Origin of the sequence: Rahnella perminowiae, from assembly GCF_019049695.1 — a bacterium.
Lineage (GTDB): Bacteria > Pseudomonadota > Gammaproteobacteria > Enterobacterales > Enterobacteriaceae > Rahnella > Rahnella perminowiae.
In genome coordinates this window covers 84,164-104,882 of sequence record NZ_JAFMOT010000171.1, presented here as the reverse complement: position 1 = coordinate 104,882, position 20,719 = coordinate 84,164, and the positions used below count along the sequence as shown (strand labels likewise).

At 52.4% G+C, this 20,719-nt stretch carries 14 protein-coding genes and 1 pseudogene; 3 read left to right on the top strand and 12 right to left on the bottom strand.

Annotation, left to right across the window (positions count from 1 at the left end):
• A pseudogene (locus J1781_RS10175) lies at positions 1-111 on the top strand (integrase); the annotation flags it as partial.
• Between the two features lie 145 nt (positions 112-256).
• On the opposite strand, the gene J1781_RS10170 reads toward J1781_RS10175, so the two are convergent.
• From J1781_RS10170 to lrp, 12 genes are all read right to left on the bottom strand, one after another.
• Positions 257-1,402, bottom strand: coding sequence for an MFS transporter (locus J1781_RS10170; RefSeq protein WP_217233505.1), 1,146 nt, complete (start codon positions 1,400-1,402; stop codon positions 257-259).
• A gap of 133 nt (positions 1,403-1,535) precedes the next feature.
• Positions 1,536-2,108, bottom strand: coding sequence for a ferredoxin-type protein NapF (napF, locus tag J1781_RS10165; RefSeq protein WP_217233504.1), 573 nt, complete (start codon positions 2,106-2,108; stop codon positions 1,536-1,538).
• Positions 2,108-2,716 (bottom strand): Tat proofreading chaperone DmsD, encoded by a 609-nt coding sequence (dmsD, locus tag J1781_RS10160; RefSeq protein WP_217220267.1) that lies wholly within the window; start codon positions 2,714-2,716, stop codon positions 2,108-2,110. The genes napF and dmsD overlap by 1 nt, the downstream gene beginning before the upstream one ends.
• Before the next feature lie 70 nt (positions 2,717-2,786).
• Positions 2,787-3,644, bottom strand: coding sequence for a dimethyl sulfoxide reductase anchor subunit family protein (locus tag J1781_RS10155; protein ID WP_217158867.1), 858 nt, complete (start codon positions 3,642-3,644; stop codon positions 2,787-2,789).
• 1 nt (position 3,645) lies between these two features.
• Positions 3,646-4,263 carry a DMSO/selenate family reductase complex B subunit gene (locus tag J1781_RS10150; protein WP_217158865.1) on the bottom strand — a complete coding sequence of 206 codons (618 nt, stop codon included), beginning with the start codon at positions 4,261-4,263 and terminating at the stop codon, positions 3,646-3,648.
• 11 nt (positions 4,264-4,274) lie between these two features.
• On the bottom strand, positions 4,275-6,722 hold the full coding sequence (dmsA, locus tag J1781_RS10145; protein WP_217139087.1) for a dimethylsulfoxide reductase subunit A: 2,448 nt from the start codon (positions 6,720-6,722) through the stop codon (positions 4,275-4,277).
• A gap of 81 nt (positions 6,723-6,803) precedes the next feature.
• Positions 6,804-9,251, bottom strand: coding sequence for a selenate/tellurate reductase subunit YnfE (gene ynfE, locus J1781_RS10140; RefSeq protein WP_217233503.1), 2,448 nt, complete (start codon positions 9,249-9,251; stop codon positions 6,804-6,806).
• A 199-nt stretch (positions 9,252-9,450) separates the two neighbouring features.
• Positions 9,451-10,743, bottom strand: a complete 1,293-nt coding sequence (gene serS, locus J1781_RS10135) for a serine--tRNA ligase (RefSeq protein ID WP_015696611.1) — start codon at positions 10,741-10,743, stop codon at positions 9,451-9,453.
• Between the two features lie 107 nt (positions 10,744-10,850).
• Entirely contained in the window at positions 10,851-12,194 is a 1,344-nt protein-coding gene (locus J1781_RS10130) for a replication-associated recombination protein A (RefSeq protein WP_129952477.1), read from the bottom strand.
• Between the two features lie 7 nt (positions 12,195-12,201).
• Positions 12,202-12,813, bottom strand: coding sequence for an outer membrane lipoprotein periplasmic chaperone LolA (gene lolA, locus J1781_RS10125; protein WP_129952476.1), 612 nt, complete (start codon positions 12,811-12,813; stop codon positions 12,202-12,204).
• Between the two features lie 196 nt (positions 12,814-13,009).
• Entirely contained in the window at positions 13,010-16,486 is a 3,477-nt protein-coding gene (locus J1781_RS10120) for a DNA translocase FtsK 4TM domain-containing protein (RefSeq protein WP_217233502.1), read from the bottom strand.
• Between the two features lie 120 nt (positions 16,487-16,606).
• Positions 16,607-17,101: a leucine-responsive transcriptional regulator Lrp gene (gene lrp, locus J1781_RS10115; protein ID WP_013574775.1), complete on the bottom strand. Its 495-nt coding sequence runs from the start codon at positions 17,099-17,101 to the stop codon at positions 16,607-16,609.
• A gap of 733 nt (positions 17,102-17,834) precedes the next feature.
• Between lrp and trxB the strand changes: the two genes are divergently transcribed.
• Together trxB and cydD are read left to right on the top strand one after the other, a co-directional pair.
• The gene (trxB, locus tag J1781_RS10110) at positions 17,835-18,803 is read left to right on the top strand and encodes a thioredoxin-disulfide reductase (RefSeq protein WP_120161190.1); all 969 of its coding nucleotides are present in this window, start codon (positions 17,835-17,837) and stop codon (positions 18,801-18,803) included.
• 148 nt (positions 18,804-18,951) lie between these two features.
• Positions 18,952-20,718: a heme ABC transporter permease/ATP-binding protein CydD gene (gene cydD, locus J1781_RS10105; RefSeq protein ID WP_217220271.1), complete on the top strand. Its 1,767-nt coding sequence runs from the start codon at positions 18,952-18,954 to the stop codon at positions 20,716-20,718.
• The last annotated feature ends 1 nt before the right edge of the window (position 20,719 follow it).

The window sequence follows — 20,719 nt, the reverse complement described above, 5'->3', positions numbered from 1 at the left end:
CTGGCTGAATATAACAACGAGCGGCCTCATGAATCCCTGAACAACCTGACGCCGGAAGAGTACCGGCTGATGGCCGAAAACCCGGAAGTCTCAAAAAGTGCGTGGAACTAAAACAGGTGTGCTTACAAAACCATACCCAAAATAATTGGAGTTGCAACAAGGCGACGAGTGACGAGATCCCGATGAGTTGACATAAGTCAGTGATTCGGGTCCCGGAGCGTAGCTAACGCAGTTGTAGCTTCAAGTATGAAGGGTATCAGGCGGCAGCAACCGGGTTATGCGTATGATCCGCTTTGCGCATCAGCATCGCCAGATAGACCAGCGAGACCACCGCAATCATCACGAACAGCAGGCGGTCTGAATAACTTTGCATCAGTATCGCAGTCATCGTTGGTCCTGCCAGGCTGCCGATGGTGTAGCTCATCAGTAATGCCTGATTCATCGCCACCAGTTCCTCTGCATTTACTTTTTCACAAGCCCAGGACATGGCAACCGGATACAACGTAAAACCAGCACATCCCAGAATGAATAGCGTCGGTGCCATCGCATAACCACTGAGCATCGCAATGCTACCGAGAATAACGGCGAAGATTTGAATACGCAGTACCATAAGGCGTCCGTAGCGATCGGCCAGTCGTCCCACCGGCCACTGCCCGACAATTCCGGCACTGACCAGCAATGCCATCCAGTAACCCACATCCGCATCACTCATTCCCTGATGCGTCAGGAACAACGGCATCAGGCCGTAGAGAGAGCCCAGAACGATGCCGGAAATAATACAACCGTTAATTCCCAGGCGGGCATTTCTGCGTCTGAACATCGGCATTACGGCATAACGCGGTTGCTCACTGTCCTGGTTTTCAATATGCGTCAACAGCAACGGCAGCATCGCAATGACAATCAGCGCCGTCACCCAAGGCAACACGCTTAAAATTGCTGTGGGCACTGTGCCCACCAGGAGCTGCCCAACCACTGTGCCGATGTAATACATGATCATATACGCCGCCAGCAACTGGCCGCGATTTTTGACAGTTCCGCTGCGTAGCAACGCACTTTCCACCACAACCCAGATCAACGCACAACCGATCCCTGCAACAAAACGCGCCGTTATCCAGCTCCAGAAACTTATTGAGAGCGCCAGACCTGCCGTCGCAACAGCAAACAAAATGCAGGAGAGGTAATAACTGCGGTTAAAACCCATACGTTTAATCAGCCCGCCCGCGAACAAAGTACCCAACAGGTTACCGGTAAAATAAGATGAACTAACCAGCCCGACCTGCCAGGTCGGAAGTTGCTCATGACTGAGCCACAAGGGGACCAGCGTGTTTAAAACAGCGATAGAAATCGTCAACAGCAGGAGTCCGCACAGGAGCAGAGAAACAGGACGGGAATAGGCGGACATAGGATGGTGATGACCACAAAGAGGAAGAAATTGCGCGCATCATGCCACCGGCGGTTTAAAAGTCAATCCGGCAAAAACCAGCCTGAGCACAAACGGAAGAGTGATGATTGAAATCGTTAATCAAGTCCTGAGATTAAGAATTATGATGCTTTAATGACAATGCAATATCACCATGATAACAAACGAGTTTACATTTACCACACCCGTTACATTTCTTGTCATCAACCACAGGTTGATTTTGTTGATTAAAAAATATTGCCGTGCGGGGACACGCAATTTCGCACATCCTGCACATATCATCTAACCGCCCCAGGCACTGAGCCGAAATTACCGGACGCAGATTGATATCCATCGGGACACGTTCATCCAGCGCCCCGCTTTCGCAAGCCTGCGTGCAGGCCCCGCAAAAATCACATTCGGCATAATCGATAGCCAGCGAGGCCACCCTTTCCTGAACGCTTATAATGCCGACCGGACATGCCTGTACGCAGTGCCCGCATCCATCACATTGCTGCAGAAATGCCGGTTCGGCAACGGCCTGAGGCGGACGGGCAACTGTGCGCACCGGCAACTTTGCTGAAGGGGGTTGTGCTTGTTTAATGGCCTGCTTACCCGTTGACAGCAGGCCGCGAAATAATCCACGGCGGCTGACAGTTCTGCTGCTCATCCAGGCCCGGTAAAAGCCAGCATCACGTGGATCGCTCATCAGAAATACAAATCCGCGGCTTTTACTTCCAGACCCTGCAGCTGTTTCCAGCCACAGAGCGTGGATTCAGCCAGTACGGCCACACCCACGTAAAACGGATGTTCGGCTTTCTGCCGCAACAATTCCAGATAACGACCTGCCCAAGGCAGCAAATGCATTGTTAAAAATTCATTCAACAATGCCGGAGAGTTTTCAGCCAGCCAGGCAGACATCATCAATAGCAAACCAATGTGATCCTCTGGTTCTGCCTGGGTCAGGTGCGGTTCGATGCCGTTTTCGCGCATCCACTGCCGAAGCACCAGTGTGGAATCGCCAAACACGACGGACTCTTTGTCCAGATAGACCGAGCCCCACGGCGGCGCAGGGAGCGCGTAAGGGCCTACAAACAGGCGCTGATAAGCGTCCCCGAGACTTTCCTTCGCCAGATCAATCTGGCTGAAATATTCAGTGACCTGCGCTTTGGCATCTTCACTGGCACAGGGCCACAAGGGTGCCCATTCGCTGTTTTCCAGTAATGCAATTAAAGGCTGAACTTCGCGGGAATCTGGCGGATAAAATAAGACGGCGCCTAAAATTTTACCGGTTAAACTGATTGATTCTGCTGACATAATTCACTCTGATTAGAGAGAACACGCCACCACAAGCGACGCGTTCTCTGATAAATCGGACTACTGATCATTAGCCGCTGACGGCCATTCCCACGGTCATATGCAAACCATAGAAAATGGCGCGACCAATCAGCTCACCGGCAAATACCAGCACGAACGCCAGAATCATTGATGCCAGTGCCGGACGCTTGCGCATAACCAGCGGGCAGAACCAACAGCCGAGACCGAGAATGACCAGCACCAGCCGCCAGACTGACAGCGAACCGTATTGCGGGATCAGGGCAGAAGCAGCCTGAACAGAACTGCTGATGCCTGCCAGACTTGCGCTTTGCAGCATGACAACTGCCATACTCACGACCAGCGCAGCAAGACTGATAACCGGCAACAGGCGCAGCCCGCAACCACTGATATTCGCACCACGAAGCAGCAGAGAACCCAGAACCGGACCACCGATCAGCACCGTCAGCCCGAAATGGAAGAAGGTATACGCATTATCCCAGGTCGGCACGGTATCAATTTCATAAACGCGGCACATCGCGTAAACAAAACCGATACCCGCCAGCATGGTGACGATCAACCAGATTTTACCCAGTGCGCGCGGCATCTTGTTGAGCATCGCCAGCAGCCAGTAAATCCCGCCTAAGGCAAAGAAGAATGATCCGCTACCGATTTCATTGCTCAGCGGCGACGCACCCAGACGGTTAAGCGAATTGAATGCCCGCAGGGGCGATCCCAGATGCAGCACCGAGGCGATAAAGGCGACGGCCATCAGCACCCACAGGAAAAACATCGAGAAGTGGATCCGGCGGTACTCTTCCGGACTGCGTTGAGTCAGCAATGCAATGGCCAACACGATAAATGCGCCGACAACACATTGCCCCAGAACCGTAAAGACCATCAAAGGCCATTCATGCCATCCGTTTCCCATCTCAAACCTCCTTCGGATTAGCCAGATAACCCGTGGTATCGCCTACAGGACGGCAATTCGCATTGGGTTTGATGACGATGTTGGGGTGAGTAAAATGTGAAGCTGGCAAGGGGGCTACTTCGGCCAGCTCACCGTATTTCGCACGCAGTTCTTCAACAGGTGCCATATCCAATGCGCGCAGCGGGCAGGATTCAACACAAATCGGTTTTTTACCTTCAGCAACGCGCGCGTAGCATCCGTCACACTTGGTCATGTGGCCTTTGGCTTCATTGTATTGCGGTGCCCCATACGGACATGCCATGTGACAATAACGGCAGCCGATACAGACGTCTTCGTTTACGACCACAAAACCGTCTTCACGCTTATGCATCGCACCGCTTGGACAGACTTTGGTGCAGGCTGGATCCGCACAATGGTTGCAGGAAATGGACAGATAATAGGCGAACACATTCTGATGCCAGACATCTCCGTCTTTTTGCCAGTCGCCCCCGGCATATTCATAAATACGGCGGAAATTGACGTCCGGCGTTAAGTTTTTGAAGTCCTTGCATGCCAGCTCACAGGTTTTGCACCCTGTACAGCGGCTTGAGTCAATATAAAAGCCATATTGAGTTGTCATGTTTTACTCCGTTAAACCTTAGCCACTTGCACAAGGTTGGTGTGAGAGGGGTTACCTTTCGCCAGCGGTGAAGGTCTTTGAGAAGTCAGTACATTAATGCTGCCCGCCCGATCAATTTTTTTGCTATCAGGGGAATACCAGGCACCTTCGCCAAGCGCGACAACGCCCGGCATCATGCGTGGTGTCACTTTGGCGGCGATATGCACTTCCCCGCGATCATTAAAGATGCGGATCATGTCGCCGTTGGAGATACCACGTTGTGCGGCATCCAGCGGATTGATCCACATTTCCTGGCGGCAGGAGGCTTTGAGCACATCCACATTTCCATAAGTGGAGTGAGTGCGCGCTTTATAGTGGAAGCCCGTCAGTTGCAACGGATATTTACTGGCCAGCGGGTCGTCATAGTTTTCGAAACCTGCGGCATATACCGGTAAGGGATCAATCACATCTTCTTTAGAGAGTTCCCATTCAGCAGCAATTCTGGCCAGCTCAGCGGAGTAAATTTCGATTTTACCGGATGGCGTATTCAGCGGATTGACCACCGGATCTTCACGGAATGCTTTGTAAGCGACATGATGCAGGTCGGGATCACGTTTTTTGAATATGCCCTGTTTGCGGAAAGTGTCGAAATCAGGCAGTTCTGGCAGCGCCTCACGTGATTGCTGATAGAGATGACGTAACCATTCTTCCTGCGTACGGCCTTCGGTGAACTGTTGCTCTACGCCCATTCGGCGGGAAAGCTCACTGGTCATTTCATAGATGTTTTTGCACTGGAAGCGAGGTGTGATCACCTGATCGGCAAATATCACGTAATCCATGTTGCCGCATGAGGCATCGAGACAAAAATCCATCTGCTCTGAGGCCGTGCAGTCCGGCAGGATAATATCGGCGTATTTCGCCGATGAGGTCATGTGGTTATCAATCACCACAATCATTTCGCACTGTTTGTCATCCTGCAGAATGTCATGGGTGCGGTTGATATCAGAATGCTGATTAATGAGACAGTTACCGGCGTAGTTCCAGATAAACTTGATAGGCACATCCAGTTTATCCTTGCCACGCACGCCATCCTTCGTAGCGGTCATCTGTGTGCCACGTACAATCGCATCGGTCCACAGGAACATAGAAATACTGGTCTGAACCGGATTCTCCAGCGTCGGCATACGGACAAACGGGATCTCATAGGATCCTTCGCGGGCACCGGAATTGCCGCCATTAATGCCAACATTGCCGGTAATGATCGCCAGCATCGCGATCGCGCGGGTCGCAATTTCTCCGTTAGCGTGACGTTGCGGGCCCCAGCCCTGAGTGATAAATGCGGGTTTTGCCTGCCCGATTTCACGCCCCAGCTTGACGATTTTATCCACGGGAATACCGGTAATTTTTGCCGCCCATTCAGGCGTTTTCGCCACACCATCCGGCCCTTTTCCAAGGATATAGGCCTTATAATGCGCATTCTCAGGTACACCTGCCGGTAAAGTTTTTTCATCATAACCGACGCAATATTTATCCAGGAATGGCTGATCAACCAGATTTTCTGTGATCATGACATGCGCCAGTGCAGCAGCCAGAGCGCCATCTGTCCCCGGGCGGATCGGCACCCATTCATCTTCCCGTCCTGCACCGGTATCGGTATAGCGCGGATCAACAATAATCATGCGGGCGTTCGAACGCTGACGGGCCTGTTCAAGGTAATATGTCACCCCACCACCGCTCATGCGGGTTTCACCCGGGTTATTACCGAACAGCACCACCAGTTTGCTGTTTTCGATGTCGGAAGGGCTATTACCATCCGCCCAGCCGCCGTAGGTATAATTCAGGCCCGCAGCGATTTGCGCCGAACTGTAATCACCGTAATGATTCAGATAACCACCACAACAGTTCATCAGACGGGCGATCAGGGTCTTGCCTGGCGGCCATGAACGGGTCATCGTTCCACCCAGCGTACCTGTACCGTAATTCAGATAGATCGCTTCGTTACCATAGCGATGAATAATATCTTTGAGGCTGCCCGCCAGGGTATCAAACGCCTCATCCCAACTGATGGGCTTGAATTTTCCTTCACCACGTTTACCTACGCGTTTCATCGGATATTTCAGACGGTCGGGGTTATAAACGCGACGACGCATTGAGCGCCCGCGCAAGCAGGCACGAACCTGATGCAGCCCTTCATAATTGTCATCACCGGTATTATCGGTCTCGACATAGCGGATCTCGTTATCAGCGACATGCATTCGCAACGGACAGCGACTGCCACAGTTGACGGTACAGGCACTCCAGACGATTTTCTCATCCGCAGTTTGGGCCGGAGCCTGTAGTTTTTCCGCTCGTATTGATTTAAACGGCAACGATATACCGCCAACCGCAGCTGCCATACCGGCAAGTGTGGTTCCCTTAACCAGATCGCGGCGGCTGATCCCACCGGATGAATGGGTTTGACTGTTGTTTGAATCCGACATTACTGACTCCGTAACGTCCTTATCTGAAGGACAAAAATTTAACTACCCTGTCATCGGCCTGGCGCCTGGCAGGCCGCTTTTTTAGATTTTTTCTATTTGAATCAAATTAGTATGTTGAGGATTGCCTTTCGCCAACGGAGAAGGACGTTGGGTTGTCAGCGTATTCATACAGGCACCATGATCAATACGGTCACCACTCATATTGGCCTGATGCCATGCGCCCTGACCCATAGCCACAACGCCAGGCATGATGCGCGGGGTAACTTTAGCCGACACGCGCACTTCACCCCGGTCATTAAAGACTTTCACTTTGTCATCGTTTTCAATGCCACGGGTTTTGGCATCAATCGGGTTGATCCATACCTGCTGGCGGCAGGATGCCTGTAACACGTCGATGTTGCCGTATGTGGAATGGGTGCGGGCTTTGTAATGAAAACCGAACATTTGCAGCGGGAACTGACTGCGTTTCGGATCGTCCCAGCCTTCAAAGGTTGAGGCATATACCGGCAGCGGACTGATCGTTTCATCTTTTTGCAGTTCCCATTCGCCGGCAATTTTCGCCAGTGCAGAGGAATAAATTTCGATTTTACCGGAAGGGGTTTTCAACGGATTGGCATGAGGATCCTGACGGAATTTTTTATAAGCCACGAAATGTCCGGCCGGATCCCTGCGCTTATAAATTCCCATTTCGCGCAGTTCTTCATAAGCAGGTAATGCCGGATCTCTCGCCAGCATTTTGCCATACAGATATTGCAGCCATTCCCGCTGGGTACGCCCTTCCGTGAACTTGTTGTACACATCCGGGCCAAGACGACGAGCCACTTCGCTCATCATCTCGTAGATGCCTTTACGTTCAAACTTAGCGGACGTCGCAGGCTGGATGAAGATCAGATATCCCATATTCCCGGCATAGTCGTTGGGAATAATATCTTCCTGCTCAACAGTCATCAGATCCGGCAGCAGAATGTCGGCGTATTTTGCCGAGGAAGTCATGAAGTTTTCCAGCACAACGATCATCTCGCACTGCGCGTCGTCCTGGAGAATATCGTGGGTTTTATTGATGTCGGAATGTTGGTTGGTGATGGTGTTACCCGCATAGTTCCAGATGAACTTGACCGGCACATCCAGTTTGTCTTTGCCGCGAACACCATCTGCTTTAGCAGTCATCTGCGGGCCGCGCGCGATGGCATCAGTCCAGCTGAAACAGGAAATCTGTGTTTTTACCGGATTTTCCAGCACCGGCATACGTTCAATGGTAATGGTATAGGTGGATTCCCGCGCCCCGCTGTTGCCGCCATTAATGCCGACATTACCGGTTAAAATCGGCAGCATAGCAATAGCACGTGACGTCAGCTCGCCATTGGCCTGGCGCTGCGGGCCCCAGCCTTGAGAAATGTAGGCAGGTTTGGCCTGCCCGATTTCGCGGGCCAGTTTGATAATCCGGTCCGCCGGAATACCGGTAATCCGGGACGCCCATTCAGGTGTCTTTGCCGTCGCATCTTCGCCCTGACCGAGAATATAGGCTTTGTAGTGACTGTTAGCCGGTGCCTCCGCAGGCAAGGTTTTTTCGTCGTAGCCCACGCAATACGAATCAAGGAAGTCTTGATCGACCCTGTCCTCAGTGATCAGCACATGGGCAAGGCCTGCCACCAGTGCGGCATCCGTTCCCGGCCGGATAGGGATCCATTCGTCCTCCCGACCTGCGGCGGTATCGGTATAACGCGGGTCGATCACGATCATCCGGGCATTGGAACGCTGGCGCGCCTGTTCGAGATAGTACGTAATCCCGCCGCCGCTCATGCGCGTTTCCGCCGGATTATTACCGAAAAGGACGACCAGTTTACTGTTTTCAATATCTGACGTACTGTTACCGTCGTTGCTACCATAGGTATATGGCATAGCGCAGGCGATTTGCGCGGTACTGTAGGTGCCGTAATGACTGAGAAAACCACCATAGCAATTCATCAGACGCGCCACCAGCGAGGCGTAAGGAGAAGAACGGGTAATGTTGCCGCCTACCACGCCGGAGGTATAATTGATATACACGGCTTCATTGCCATATTTCGCAACAATACGCTGCAAATTACCGGCAATTTCATCAAAGGCTTCTTCCCAGCTGATGCGTTTGAACTTACCTTCACCGCGCTTACCGACGCGCTTCATTGGGTAATTCAGACGCTCAGGATGGTTTATCCTGCGACGGATAGAACGCCCGCGCAGGCAGGCGCGTACCTGATGATCGCCATAAATATCCTGCCCGGTATTATCCGTTTCAACCTGGTAAACTTCATCATCGCGCACGTGCAAACGTAGTGCACAGCGGCTGCCACAATTGACCGAGCAGGCGCCCCACACCACTTTATCTTCATGCTTTGGCTTCTCTGTCGCTTGCGCCAGTGCTTTACGGCTAAAAGGCAACGATACGCCACCCGCAGCAATGACCAGCCCGGCCAGTGTTGATGTCTTCATCAACCTCCGCCGGCTGATACCACTCTTTACCGTGGTAATTTCTGATTTGGTTTCTGACATATTCCGCTCCGGTAACGAGGCAATACCCACTCTGACTGCATGGATACTACTCAGCAGGAGGTATGAAACCTTGTCTGCTATCAAAAAAGCCGGGGTTGGATCAGGTGAAATGAGGATTTCTTAGCGTAGCGCACGTTTTTATGCATAAAAAAAGCGCCCTTAGGCGCTTTTTCGCTATATTAATGCATATATCACGGGCTTAACCGATATATTCTAAACCGCCCATGTATGGACGTAATACTTCCGGCACTTCAATACGGCCATCAGCTTGTTGATAGTTTTCCAACACCGCAACCAGTGTACGCCCCACAGCCAGACCAGAACCGTTCAGTGTATGAACCAGACGTGGTTTTTTGTCAGTTTTGTTGCGGCAACGCGCCTGCATACGGCGGGCCTGGAAATCGCCCATGTTTGAACATGAGGAAATTTCACGATAAGTGTCCTGCGCTGGCAGCCAAACTTCCAGGTCGTAGGTTTTGCAAGAGCCAAAGCCCATATCGCCGGTACACAGGAGAACTTTGCGGTATGGCAAATTCAGCAACTGTAGCACTTTTTCCGCATGACCGGTCAGTTCTTCCAGTGCATCCATTGAATCTTCAGGACGCACAATTTGCACCATTTCAACTTTGTCGAACTGGTGCATACGGATCAACCCGCGGGTATCACGGCCATAAGAGCCGGCTTCTGAACGGAAACAAGGGGTATGCGCCGTCATCTTCAGTGGCAGAGATTCTTCTTCAAGAATTTCATCACGAGTCAGGTTAGTCAGCGGCACTTCTGCCGTTGGGATCAGCGCATAATTGCTGCTGCCCGCTTCTTCACTCAGTGGTTTGGTATGGAACAGATCTTCGCCAAATTTTGGCAGCTGACCGGTACCAAACAGCGTTTCCTGATTGACCAGATACGGAACATACGTTTCCAGATAACCATGTTGTTCTGTGTGTAAGTCCAGCATGAACTGCGACAGCGCGCGATGCATACGGGCGATTTGCCCTTTCATCACCACAAAACGCGCACCCGTCAGTTTTACGGCCGCGGCAAAATCCAGACCGCCTGCCATTTCGCCCAACGATACGTGATCACGCACGGCGAAATCATACTGACGCGGCGTACCCCAGCGGCTGACTTCCTGGTTATCGTTCTCATCTTTACCGGCGGGCACAGAGTCATCAGGCATGTTTGGAATAGCAGAAGCGATATCGCGGATATCATTTTGCAATGCATCCAGTTCCGCTTTCGCGGCATCCAGCTTCTCACCCAGCGTATTCACTTCCAGACGCAGGGGTTCGATGTCTTCGCCACGGGCTTTTGCCTGACCGATAGATTTCGATCGGGAGTTACGTTCAGCCTGTAGAGTTTCCGTTTCTACCTGCAAGACTTTGCGGCGTTCTTCCTGAGAACGCAGCGTTTCCACATCGAGTTTAAAACCTCTGCGAGCGAGTTTTTCTGCAACTGCGTCTAGCTCATTACGCAGCAGATTGGGATCCAGCATGCTAATCCTGTACGTGTCGTTATTGAATGTTAATTTGACGATGCACACTGACTGAAACGACAGCGTGTCAAAGAGTTATCACGGATAACCTTACCGCAACGATAAAATTAGCGGTAGCGTTTTGTCGGGCTATTTTGATCTTGTTCGGCAAGCCATGCCAGCTTTTCGCCGATCTTGCCTTCAAGGCCGCGTGATGTCGGGTAATAATACTGCGTACGGGCCATTTGAGGCGGGAAATAATCTTCGCCCGCAGCATAGGCATTCGGTTCGTCGTGCGCATAACGATACTCGGCACCCAGCCCCATTTCTTTCATCAGCTTCGTCGGTGCATTACGTAAGTGTTCCGGTACATCGAAATCTGCCATTTCCCGGGCATCACGCATGGCTGATTTGAACGCCGTATAAACCGCATTACTTTTCGGAGCACAGGCCAGATATACGATAGCCTGCGCAATTGCACGCTCACCTTCAGCCGGACCCACACGAGTAAAACAATCCCAGGCAGCGAGGGCCACCTGCATGCCACGCGGATCCGCATTACCCACATCTTCTGACGCAATCGCCAGCAAACGTCGCGCCACGTACAGCGGGTCACCACCGGCAGTGATGATGCGGGCGTACCAGTAAAGCGCCGCATCAGGCGAAGAACCCCGTACTGATTTATGCAAAGCAGAGATTAAATCGTAAAAACGATCGCCTTTATTATCAAAGCGCGCACTGCGTTCACCGGCAATCTCAGTAAGCAATTCCGGCGTAAGTGTCCGGTAACCTTTGGCGTCGATTTCCGCCATATCAGCCATCATTTCAATGCTGTTCAGCGCACGGCGTGCATCGCCATTCACCAGCTCCGAAAGCATACGACGGGTTTCCGGCGGAACACGGATTTTCTCGTTGGCGTAACCGCGCTCCGCATTCGTCAATGCCTGATCAATCACTTTCTCGATATCTTCGGAGGTCAGTGATTTCAGCAAATACACACGGGCGCGAGACAGCAATGCGGAATTGAGTTCGAAAGAGGGGTTTTCGGTGGTCGCACCAATAAACGTGATGGTGCCATCTTCAATGTGCGGCAGGAATGCATCCTGCTGACTTTTGTTAAAGCGATGAACTTCGTCAACAAACAAAATGGTACGGCGTCCGGCATCGCGATTCTGCCGGGCACGTTCAATCGCTTCACGAATATCTTTGACGCCGGAGGTCACCGCCGATATCCGTTCGACGTCGGCGTCTGCATAGCGGCCAATCAGTTCTGCCAGCGTTGTTTTCCCGGTGCCCGGCGGACCCCATAGAATCATAGAATGCAATTGCCCTGCTTCAATCGCCCGTGGCAAAGGTTTGCCTGGCGCTAACAGATGCTGCTGTCCGATATATTCTGCAAGGGTAACTGGCCGCATCCTGGCGGCCAGTGGCTGGAATTCGTTTTGGGAAAAATCGAGTGACAGATTACTCAAACTAACCTCACTGACGCTGGTCGTCCACCGTCACACCCTGCGGCGGAGTAAATTTAAACTTGGCATCATCAACAGACGCATTTTGCTCGCCTTTCAATGTATAAGCACTTTTCTGCCCGTCCTGCTCAACGGCAGTGAAGCTTTTGATAGTGCCTGAAGGGGTCACGTTGATCGCGAATTGTTTCAGATTACCGGTCGCCGTTTTCGGCGTTAATTCGAAATCATCGCCTTTCTGCTTCACGTTGTATTTTGCCCAGTCACTGCTGTCATTACGCGTGATCAGCATAAACGGCGTGTTGCCTGTGGCATTTTTCAGCCAGGTCGCCGTGACCTGCTCAACGAACGGGTTGTAGAACCACAGGGTTTTACCATCGGAAACTAAAATGCTTTCATCTGGCGTGGTCATATGCCAGTTAAACAGGTTTGGACGTTTCACCCACAACTGACCTTCACCCTGCTGAACAGCTGCACCATCATCGCTGGTGACCGTCTGTGTAAAACTGGCATGGAAAGTATTAAGTTTACCCAGACGGGATTTAAGGTCACTGCTGGCATCCGCTAATACGGAAGCGGAGGTAAATGCGGTCAGTAAACACCCTACCATTAACAATTTTTTCATTCTTATTCTTACCTCAGAAATCCATAAACTTCAGACGATGCCTTTTACACAGGCAAAAGACGTATGGTGCGAACTCTATCCGAGGCGACGCCCAGAAGGTAGCTCAATCATCTGAAAAAACGTTGTTTTACGCTTCTTTGCACAAGGGTCGCATTCGCGACCCTTCTTAACAAAATACAGGCAGATCGGTACAGTTTTATTCGTGTGACGGCGGTGCCAGGACTTCACGGTTACCGTTATGGCCCGGCGTACTGACAATGCCCTGCGCTTCCATTTGCTCAACAATTCGCGCCGCACGGTTATAACCGATACGGAACTGACGCTGAACGCCGGAAATTGACGCACGACGTTTATCGACAACGAATGCAACAGCCTGATCAAACAGAGCATCAAGCTCTTCATCACCGTCCAGACCTAAACCGCCCCCTTCACCATCATCGCCACCGGAAACAATGCTTTCGATGTATTTTGGACGACCGCGCGCCTTCCAGTCCTGCACGACCGCGTGCACTTCCTGGTCACGGACAAAAGCCCCGTGAACACGAACCGGAATCGAGGAGTTGGGTGCCATATACAGCATATCACCCATCCCCAACAGGGATTCTGCGCCGCCCTGATCCAGGATAGTGCGGGAGTCAATTTTACTCGACACCGTAAAAGCAATACGGGTCGGAATATTGGCTTTAATCAGACCGGTAATGACGTCAACGGAAGGACGTTGCGTCGCCAGAACCAGGTGAATACCTGCCGCACGGGCTTTCTGAGCAAGACGCGCAATCAGCTCTTCCACTTTTTTACCGACGGTCATCATCAGGTCGGCAAACTCATCGACCATCACCACGATAAACGGTTCTTTCTGCAGATACGGCGGCTCCGCAACCATTCCGTCACCGGGCTTCCAGAATGGATCAGGAATCGGACGCCCCATTGCTTCCGCTTCCAGTACCCGCTCGTTGTAACCGGCAAGGTTACGCACACCCAGCGCCGACATCAGTTTATAGCGACGCTCCATTTCACCGACACACCAGCGCAGCGCATTGGCGGCATCTTTCATATCGGTCACGACTTCGGTCAGCAGATGCGGAATACCTTCATACACTGACAATTCGAGCATTTTCGGATCGATCATGATGAAGCGCACATCTTCCGGTTTGGACTTGTACAACATACTCAGGATCATGGCATTAACGCCGACGGACTTACCGGAACCGGTCGTACCGGCAACCAGCAAGTGAGGCATTTTCGCCAGATCGGCGATAACAGGTTCACCGGAAATATCTTTACCCAGGACAATCGTCAGGGGTGATGTACTTTCTTTAAATTTCGCACAGTCCAGCACTTCACGCAGATAGACGGTCTGGCGCTTTTTATTGGGTAACTCCAGGCCGACATACGGTTTGCCTGGGATCACTTCCACAACACGCACCGCAACTGCTGACAATGAGCGGGCAAGGTCACGCGAAAGGTTGGAAATACGTGCGGCTTTAACACCCGGCGCCAGATCCAGTTCAAAACGGGTGATCACCGGCCCGGGTAATTTCCCGACGACATCGGCTTTAATCCGGTAATCATTCAGGCGTGCTTCGATCAGATTGCCCATCTGTTCCAGCGCGAACTCATCCACCGGCTCCGCTTCAGCCGGAGGCGAAGTGAGCAAATCCAGCGATGGGAGCGGCGTGGTCGGTTTAATCAGCGGCTGCTCATTACGCATCAGGAACGGGTGGATCAAACTGTCCATATCCGGCTGTACCGATGGCGCAGACTGACGAGGAGCCTCATATTCCTGGGCATGCTGTACGGGCTCAGAGGCCGCAGCGCGCTGATAAGGTTGCTGCGCAAAAGCAGGTTGCGGTTCTTCTTCCGCTTGTGCCGGCAAGGTAAACAGCGGCTCAGAAGGCGTATCGTCAATCAGATCAGCCATTGGCGAGAAACTGAAGGCATCATGCTGGCTGAGCTTCATGGCCGCAGTGGCAAAATCATCCGCTGCAACAGCGGGTGATACAGCCTGGTGACTTTGTGAATGATGATGCTGAAGCACACCACTTTGCGGTTCGACATCCTGCTCATAACGGGCCTGCTCACGCGCCGCAAACGCATTGCGTAATTCGGCCTCCTGCAAGGCGGCGGCATCCGGTTCATCAGCAGGCTCTGCATCGCCATAACGCGCTTGCTGCTGAGCCGCAAAGGCTTGCTGCAATGCTGCTTCCTGCATGGCTTCCTCGTCAGCCTGCGCCAGAGAGTCGTTATGCCATACGCTTTGTTCGGCATCCCGTTGCGTCGTCGCTGACTGCGCCTGTTCCTGCTGCTCTGCCATACGCTGGGAAGGAAGTTTAATGCCATATGAGGCCAGCTCACGGCGCGTAGGTATACGCACCGGATTAGGACGTGGTAACTCAGGGCCAAAGCCTTTTTTCACCTGCGGATTTTCATCGCTCACCGCACTGAAAGCCGGCATAAAGGTGTTACCCACAGAAGATGCCGCTGACTGTCCTGCCTGCGCAAGACCAGTCGCCAGTGCTGCGGTGGCCGCCACGCTGGCTGCCTGACCGGCATCAGGCACCGCTGAACTGAAATCAAACGGAGAACGGGAATGTTCCACTGCCGTTTGCCAGTTGCCCAGGCTCGGCCCATCGTCCTCTCTGCGCTCAACGGGCGCGGGTGAAGGGGATTGCTGAACGGGTTGCGGATGGCGCGGTACCGGTGTTTCTTCCGGGATCTCGAAATTGTATAACGGCGGAGTAGCTGCAGCCGGTGCCGGCGGCGGTGCAATATTAGCAACCGGCGGTTCAGCGGCATAAGGATCGGCTGCCGGTGCCGGGCTCACAACCGCTGCAGGTTCAGCTTCCGCCGGGCTGGCTACCGAAGACACCTGAGCAGCAGGCTCATTCACGGAAGGTGCAGAAAACAGCACATCATCTTCATCGGCTTCAGCAGCAACCGCCGATGCTGTGACAACGCTTGCCGCAGCGACGGCAGGCGCAACTTTAGCGACAGGTTTTGCGTCGTCTTCCAGTAGCGGATCGTCATGCTCGTCGTAATCATAATCTTCATCGCGACGGGAGCGGTTGGTCACGATATTCGTCACACCCAGCACTGCGCCGCCGATCTTTTCAGCGATGGTCAGCCAGGACCAGCCGGTAAATAAAGTCAGACCGGCAGCCCAGACGCACAGCAGAACCAGGGTCGCCCCCACGTTATTGAAGTACGGGGTCATCGCGGTACTGAGCAAACTGCCGATTACACCGCCGGAAGCGAAGTAATACAGGTCATCAATATTGACGGCCGCAAGACCACAAGACGTGACAATGAGCGCCAGCGTGCCAATAAGGCGCAGCGAAAGGGCAAAATAATCGACGAAATCCTGTCTATCCCGCTGACGGAAAGCCGCCCAACAGAGACACAGAATAATAGGGGGTATCGCGTAGCCAAATACGCCAAAGATGAAGAACAGCGTGTCGGCCATCCATGCACCTACACCTCCACCCCAGTTATGAATTGGCCCATGCCAGGCGGTCTGAGACCAACTGGGATCAGAGGGGTTAAAACTCACCAATGCTGCCATTAAATAAGCAGCAAAAATCGCCACCACAACCAGCAAAGCCTCCAGCAGACGGCGGCCATTGCTCAGTTTTTTTAGGGTAACTTCTTTATCTTCTGTATATTCCTGGCTCAAGAAAGGCTCTCCAGGTTCCTGTGAACTGAGAAAAAGCAACAGCGCCGAGACTCCCCGGCGCCATAGCTGTATAGATACACAGGAGTGTAGCTAAAATGACAAGGTTTTGCACCAGAACAATTACCGGGTCTTAATGACCAGGCGATTTGTCTGCTTCACTTCTTCCATCACCACGTAGGTGCGGGTGTCGTTAACACCAGGCAGACGAAGTAAAGTCTCACCTAAGAGCTTACGGTAAGCAGACATATCAGGTACGCGGGTTTTCAACAAATAGTCGAAATCCCCTGAAACCAGATGACACTCCTGAATATCTTCGAGTTTTTGCACTGCCGCATTGAACTGCTCAAACACATCCGGCGCGCCGCGATTGAGGGTAATTTCAACAAATACCAGCAACGAGGCATCCAGATAATGCGGGTTGAGCAATGCAGTATAACCATTGATGAAGCCCTGACGTTCCAGACGACGAACGCGCTCCAGACATGGAGTTGGAGATAATCCCACACGTTTGGAAAGCTCGACGTTTGAAATCCGGCCATCCTTCTGCAATTCATTGAGGATGTTACGGTCAATACGGTCGAGATCTTTTCCCGGACGCTTTTTATTGTCTACCATTATTATTGTCTCTCTGCTGTCCTTCCCTGCACCTGCCATACCCCAGCCAACTTCAATGTCTAAGGGTTGTCCCAAGCGAAGACCCGATGATTAAGGTTTACGCATCCAAAAGCCGCGTTGATCCCCTGTCAAAAGGAACACGGCCGTAAAGCGGATACTCAAAAGAAATAACCCTGCGAAATTAATAGGTTGTCAACAAACAACCTGATTCACTCATCCCTGCTGCAACCGAAAAGCCAAAAAACAAGACCGGAACAGGTCCGGTAGCAGCCAATGGCATAAATTCAAGTCACAGACAGGCAGTTAATTTCTCCTTCCCCTGATGTTTTCGCAAATGCACAGCGGATTGTCAAAGTAAAAGAAGCAAAATCAGAAGAACGTGCCAGATTGAAAAGCTGGTACCCCCTTTTTAGCTATCTTTTCTCTTTGAACAATAACAACGCATCTCACGCGTTATTTCTGCAAAATCCCTACAAAGCGTCCTGAATTATGCCCGAATTAACACGTTTTGATGAGCAACGTTCATCACATATGATCGTCAGAATGGTTGTTTTTCATCCTATCCATCAAACAGTTACCTGCTTCATCGATATTGACGAAACTCTTTTTACGCGGGTTGCACAATAAAAACTATCAGACAAATCGTTAACAACATCTGAGTTTGCTTTTTTTACTGCGCCGTTTTCCCTACAATCGGTTTATCGCTTGTCGCCATCGCGGAGATGAATTACGCATGAGTACGGTTAAACACAGTAAATTATTGATTTTGGGCTCCGGTCCGGCGGGTTATACCGCAGCGGTTTATGCCGCGCGTGCAAACCTCAATCCGGTATTAATTACCGGGGTGGAAAAAGGTGGGCAGTTGACTACCACCACCGAAGTGGAAAACTGGCCGGGTGATCCGGAAGGTCTGACCGGTCCGGGCTTAATGGAACGTATGCACGAGCATGCCACCAAATTTAATACTGAGATCATTTTCGACCACATCAATAAAGTCGATTTGCAGAATCGTCCGTTCCGTTTGACCGGTGACAGTGGCGAATACACCTGTGACGCGCTGATTATCGCTACCGGCGCCTCGGCACGTTATATCGGCCTGCCTTCCGAAGAAGCGTTCAAAGGTCGCGGCGTCTCAGCCTGTGCAACCTGTGACGGGTTTTTCTACCGCAACCAGAAAGTCGCGGTTGTCGGCGGCGGCAATACCGCTGTCGAAGAAGCCCTTTATCTGGCAAACATTGCCTCTGAAGTGCATCTGATTCACCGTCGTGACAGCTTCCGTGCAGAAAAAATTCTGGTAGACCGCCTCAATGACAAAGTGGCCAGCGGTAATATCGTTCTGCATACCCACAAGACCCTCAATGAAGTGGTTGGCGATCAGATGGGTGTAACGGGCGCGAGCCTGCTTGATGTACGCACTGACGAGAAATCGCAAGTGGATGTGGCAGGCGTGTTCATCGCTATCGGCCACAGCCCGAATACCGGCATTTTTGAAGGCCAGCTGGAACTGAAAGATGGCTACATCAAAGTGCAGTCCGGCTCGCATGGCAATGCCACCCAGACCAGCATTCCGGGCGTCTTCGCCGCGGGTGACGTGATGGACCACATCTATCGCCAGGCGATCACTTCCGCCGGAACCGGTTGTATGGCCGCACTGGATGCAGAACGCTATCTGGACGGTTTATCCCAGGCACCGGATTTATAATTACGCCTGCGGCGAGTTATCGGACGAAGAGTCCACACAAAGAGTAACGAATAAGGCGGCTTAATTGCCGCCTTATTGTTTTCAGTGTTGAGCCAAGCATGTAACATGAGCGCCCTCCCATCCGGATTGCTGCACAGACTGATGCCTGATGAATAAAACACGACAACAAGAACTTATCCGCTGGTTAAAACAACAAAGCTCACGCGCCAAAGGCTGGATACGTCTGTCTATGATGCTGGGTTTACTTTCCGGTTTGCTGATCCTCGCGCAGGCGTGGCTGATGGCCGGATTACTGCACAGCCTGATCATTGAGCACACCCCGCGAGATGCCTTGCTGCAAAGTTTCCTGTTAATGGCGCTGACGTTTGTTCTGCGCGCTGTCGTCACCTGGCTGCGTGAACAGGTGGGTTTTATTTGCGGACGGGTGATACGCCAGGAAATGCGCAAGCGGGTACTCGACCGTCTGGAAAAACTCGGTCCTGCCTGGATCCATGGAAAACCGGCGGGCAGTTGGGCCAGCATCATTCTTGAGCAAATCGAAGATATGCAGGATTACTATTCCCGCTACCTGCCGCAGATTGCCCTGGCAGGTATCATCCCTCTGCTTATTTTGGTCAGCGTCTTCCCGGTTAACTGGGCTGCCGGGCTGATACTGCTGGTGACCGCCCCGCTTATTCCGCTGTTTATGGCATTGGTCGGGATGGGTGCAGCGGAGGCGAACCGACGTAACTTTGTGGCGCTGGCACGTCTGAGCGGGAATTTTTTAGACAGCCTGCGCGGCCTCGATACGCTTCGTCTTTTCCATCGCGGCACAGCGGAAATCGATCAGATCAAACGTTCAACTGAAAACTTTCGTGCCCGCACGATGGACGTCCTGCGCCTGGCCTTTTTATCCTCCGCTGTGCTGGAATTCTTCGCGTCTATTTCCATCGCCGTTGTTGCGGTTTACTTCGGTTTCTCCTATCTCGGTGAGCTCAATTTCGGCAGCTACGGTACCCCTGTTACCCTGTTCGCCGGTTTCCTGGTGCTGATACTCGCCCCTGAGTTTTTCCAGCCTCTGCGTGATCTGGGCGCGTTTTATCACGCGAAAGCGCAAGCTGTGGGGGCTGCCGAAAGTCTCGTCACCTTCCTCAGTGCAGAAAGTGCTGATATGGGGGACGGCGAGCAACACTGGCCAGCCGGACAGGCAGTGTCACTGGAAGCCCGCGACGTTATTATTCAGTCGCCGCAAGGTAAAACGCTGGCCGGTCCGTTAACATTTAATGTTCAGGCCGGGCAGCGTATCGCGATCGTCGGCCTGAGCGGTGCAGGTAAAAGTTCGTTGCTCAACGCCTTGCTGGGCTTCCTGCCCTATCAGGGTTCCGTTACCGTCAGCGGCATTGAATTGCAATCATTACGTAAAGAAGAATGGCGTAAACAGCTAAGCTGGGTCGGCCAGAATCCGCACCTGCCGGAACTTACCCTGCGCGCCAATATCCTCCTCAGTCAGCCGGATGTCAGCCACGAGCAGCTTCAGTCCGCCATCGACCGTGCCTATGTGAACGAATTCCTGCCGCTCTTACCACAGGGGCTGGAAACCGAACTGGGCGACAGCGCGGCGCGGTTATCCATCGGCCAGGCTCAGCGTGTCGCCGTTGCCCGCGCCCTGCTCTGTCCGTGCCGTTTGCTGCTGCTCGATGAACCCACGGCCAGTCTTGACGCGCACAGCGAAAAGCGTGTGATGAATGCGCTGAACGACGCGTCAAAAGCACAAACCTCCCTGCTGGTCACACATCAACTGGAAGATACGCGTGACTACGATGAAATCTGGGTGATGGATAAAGGCCTGATCGCTGAGCGCGGCACCTTCGCGCAACTGGTGGCTCAGAACGGTTTATTCGCCCGTCTGCTTTCCCGGCGGAATAAGGAGCTGTAAT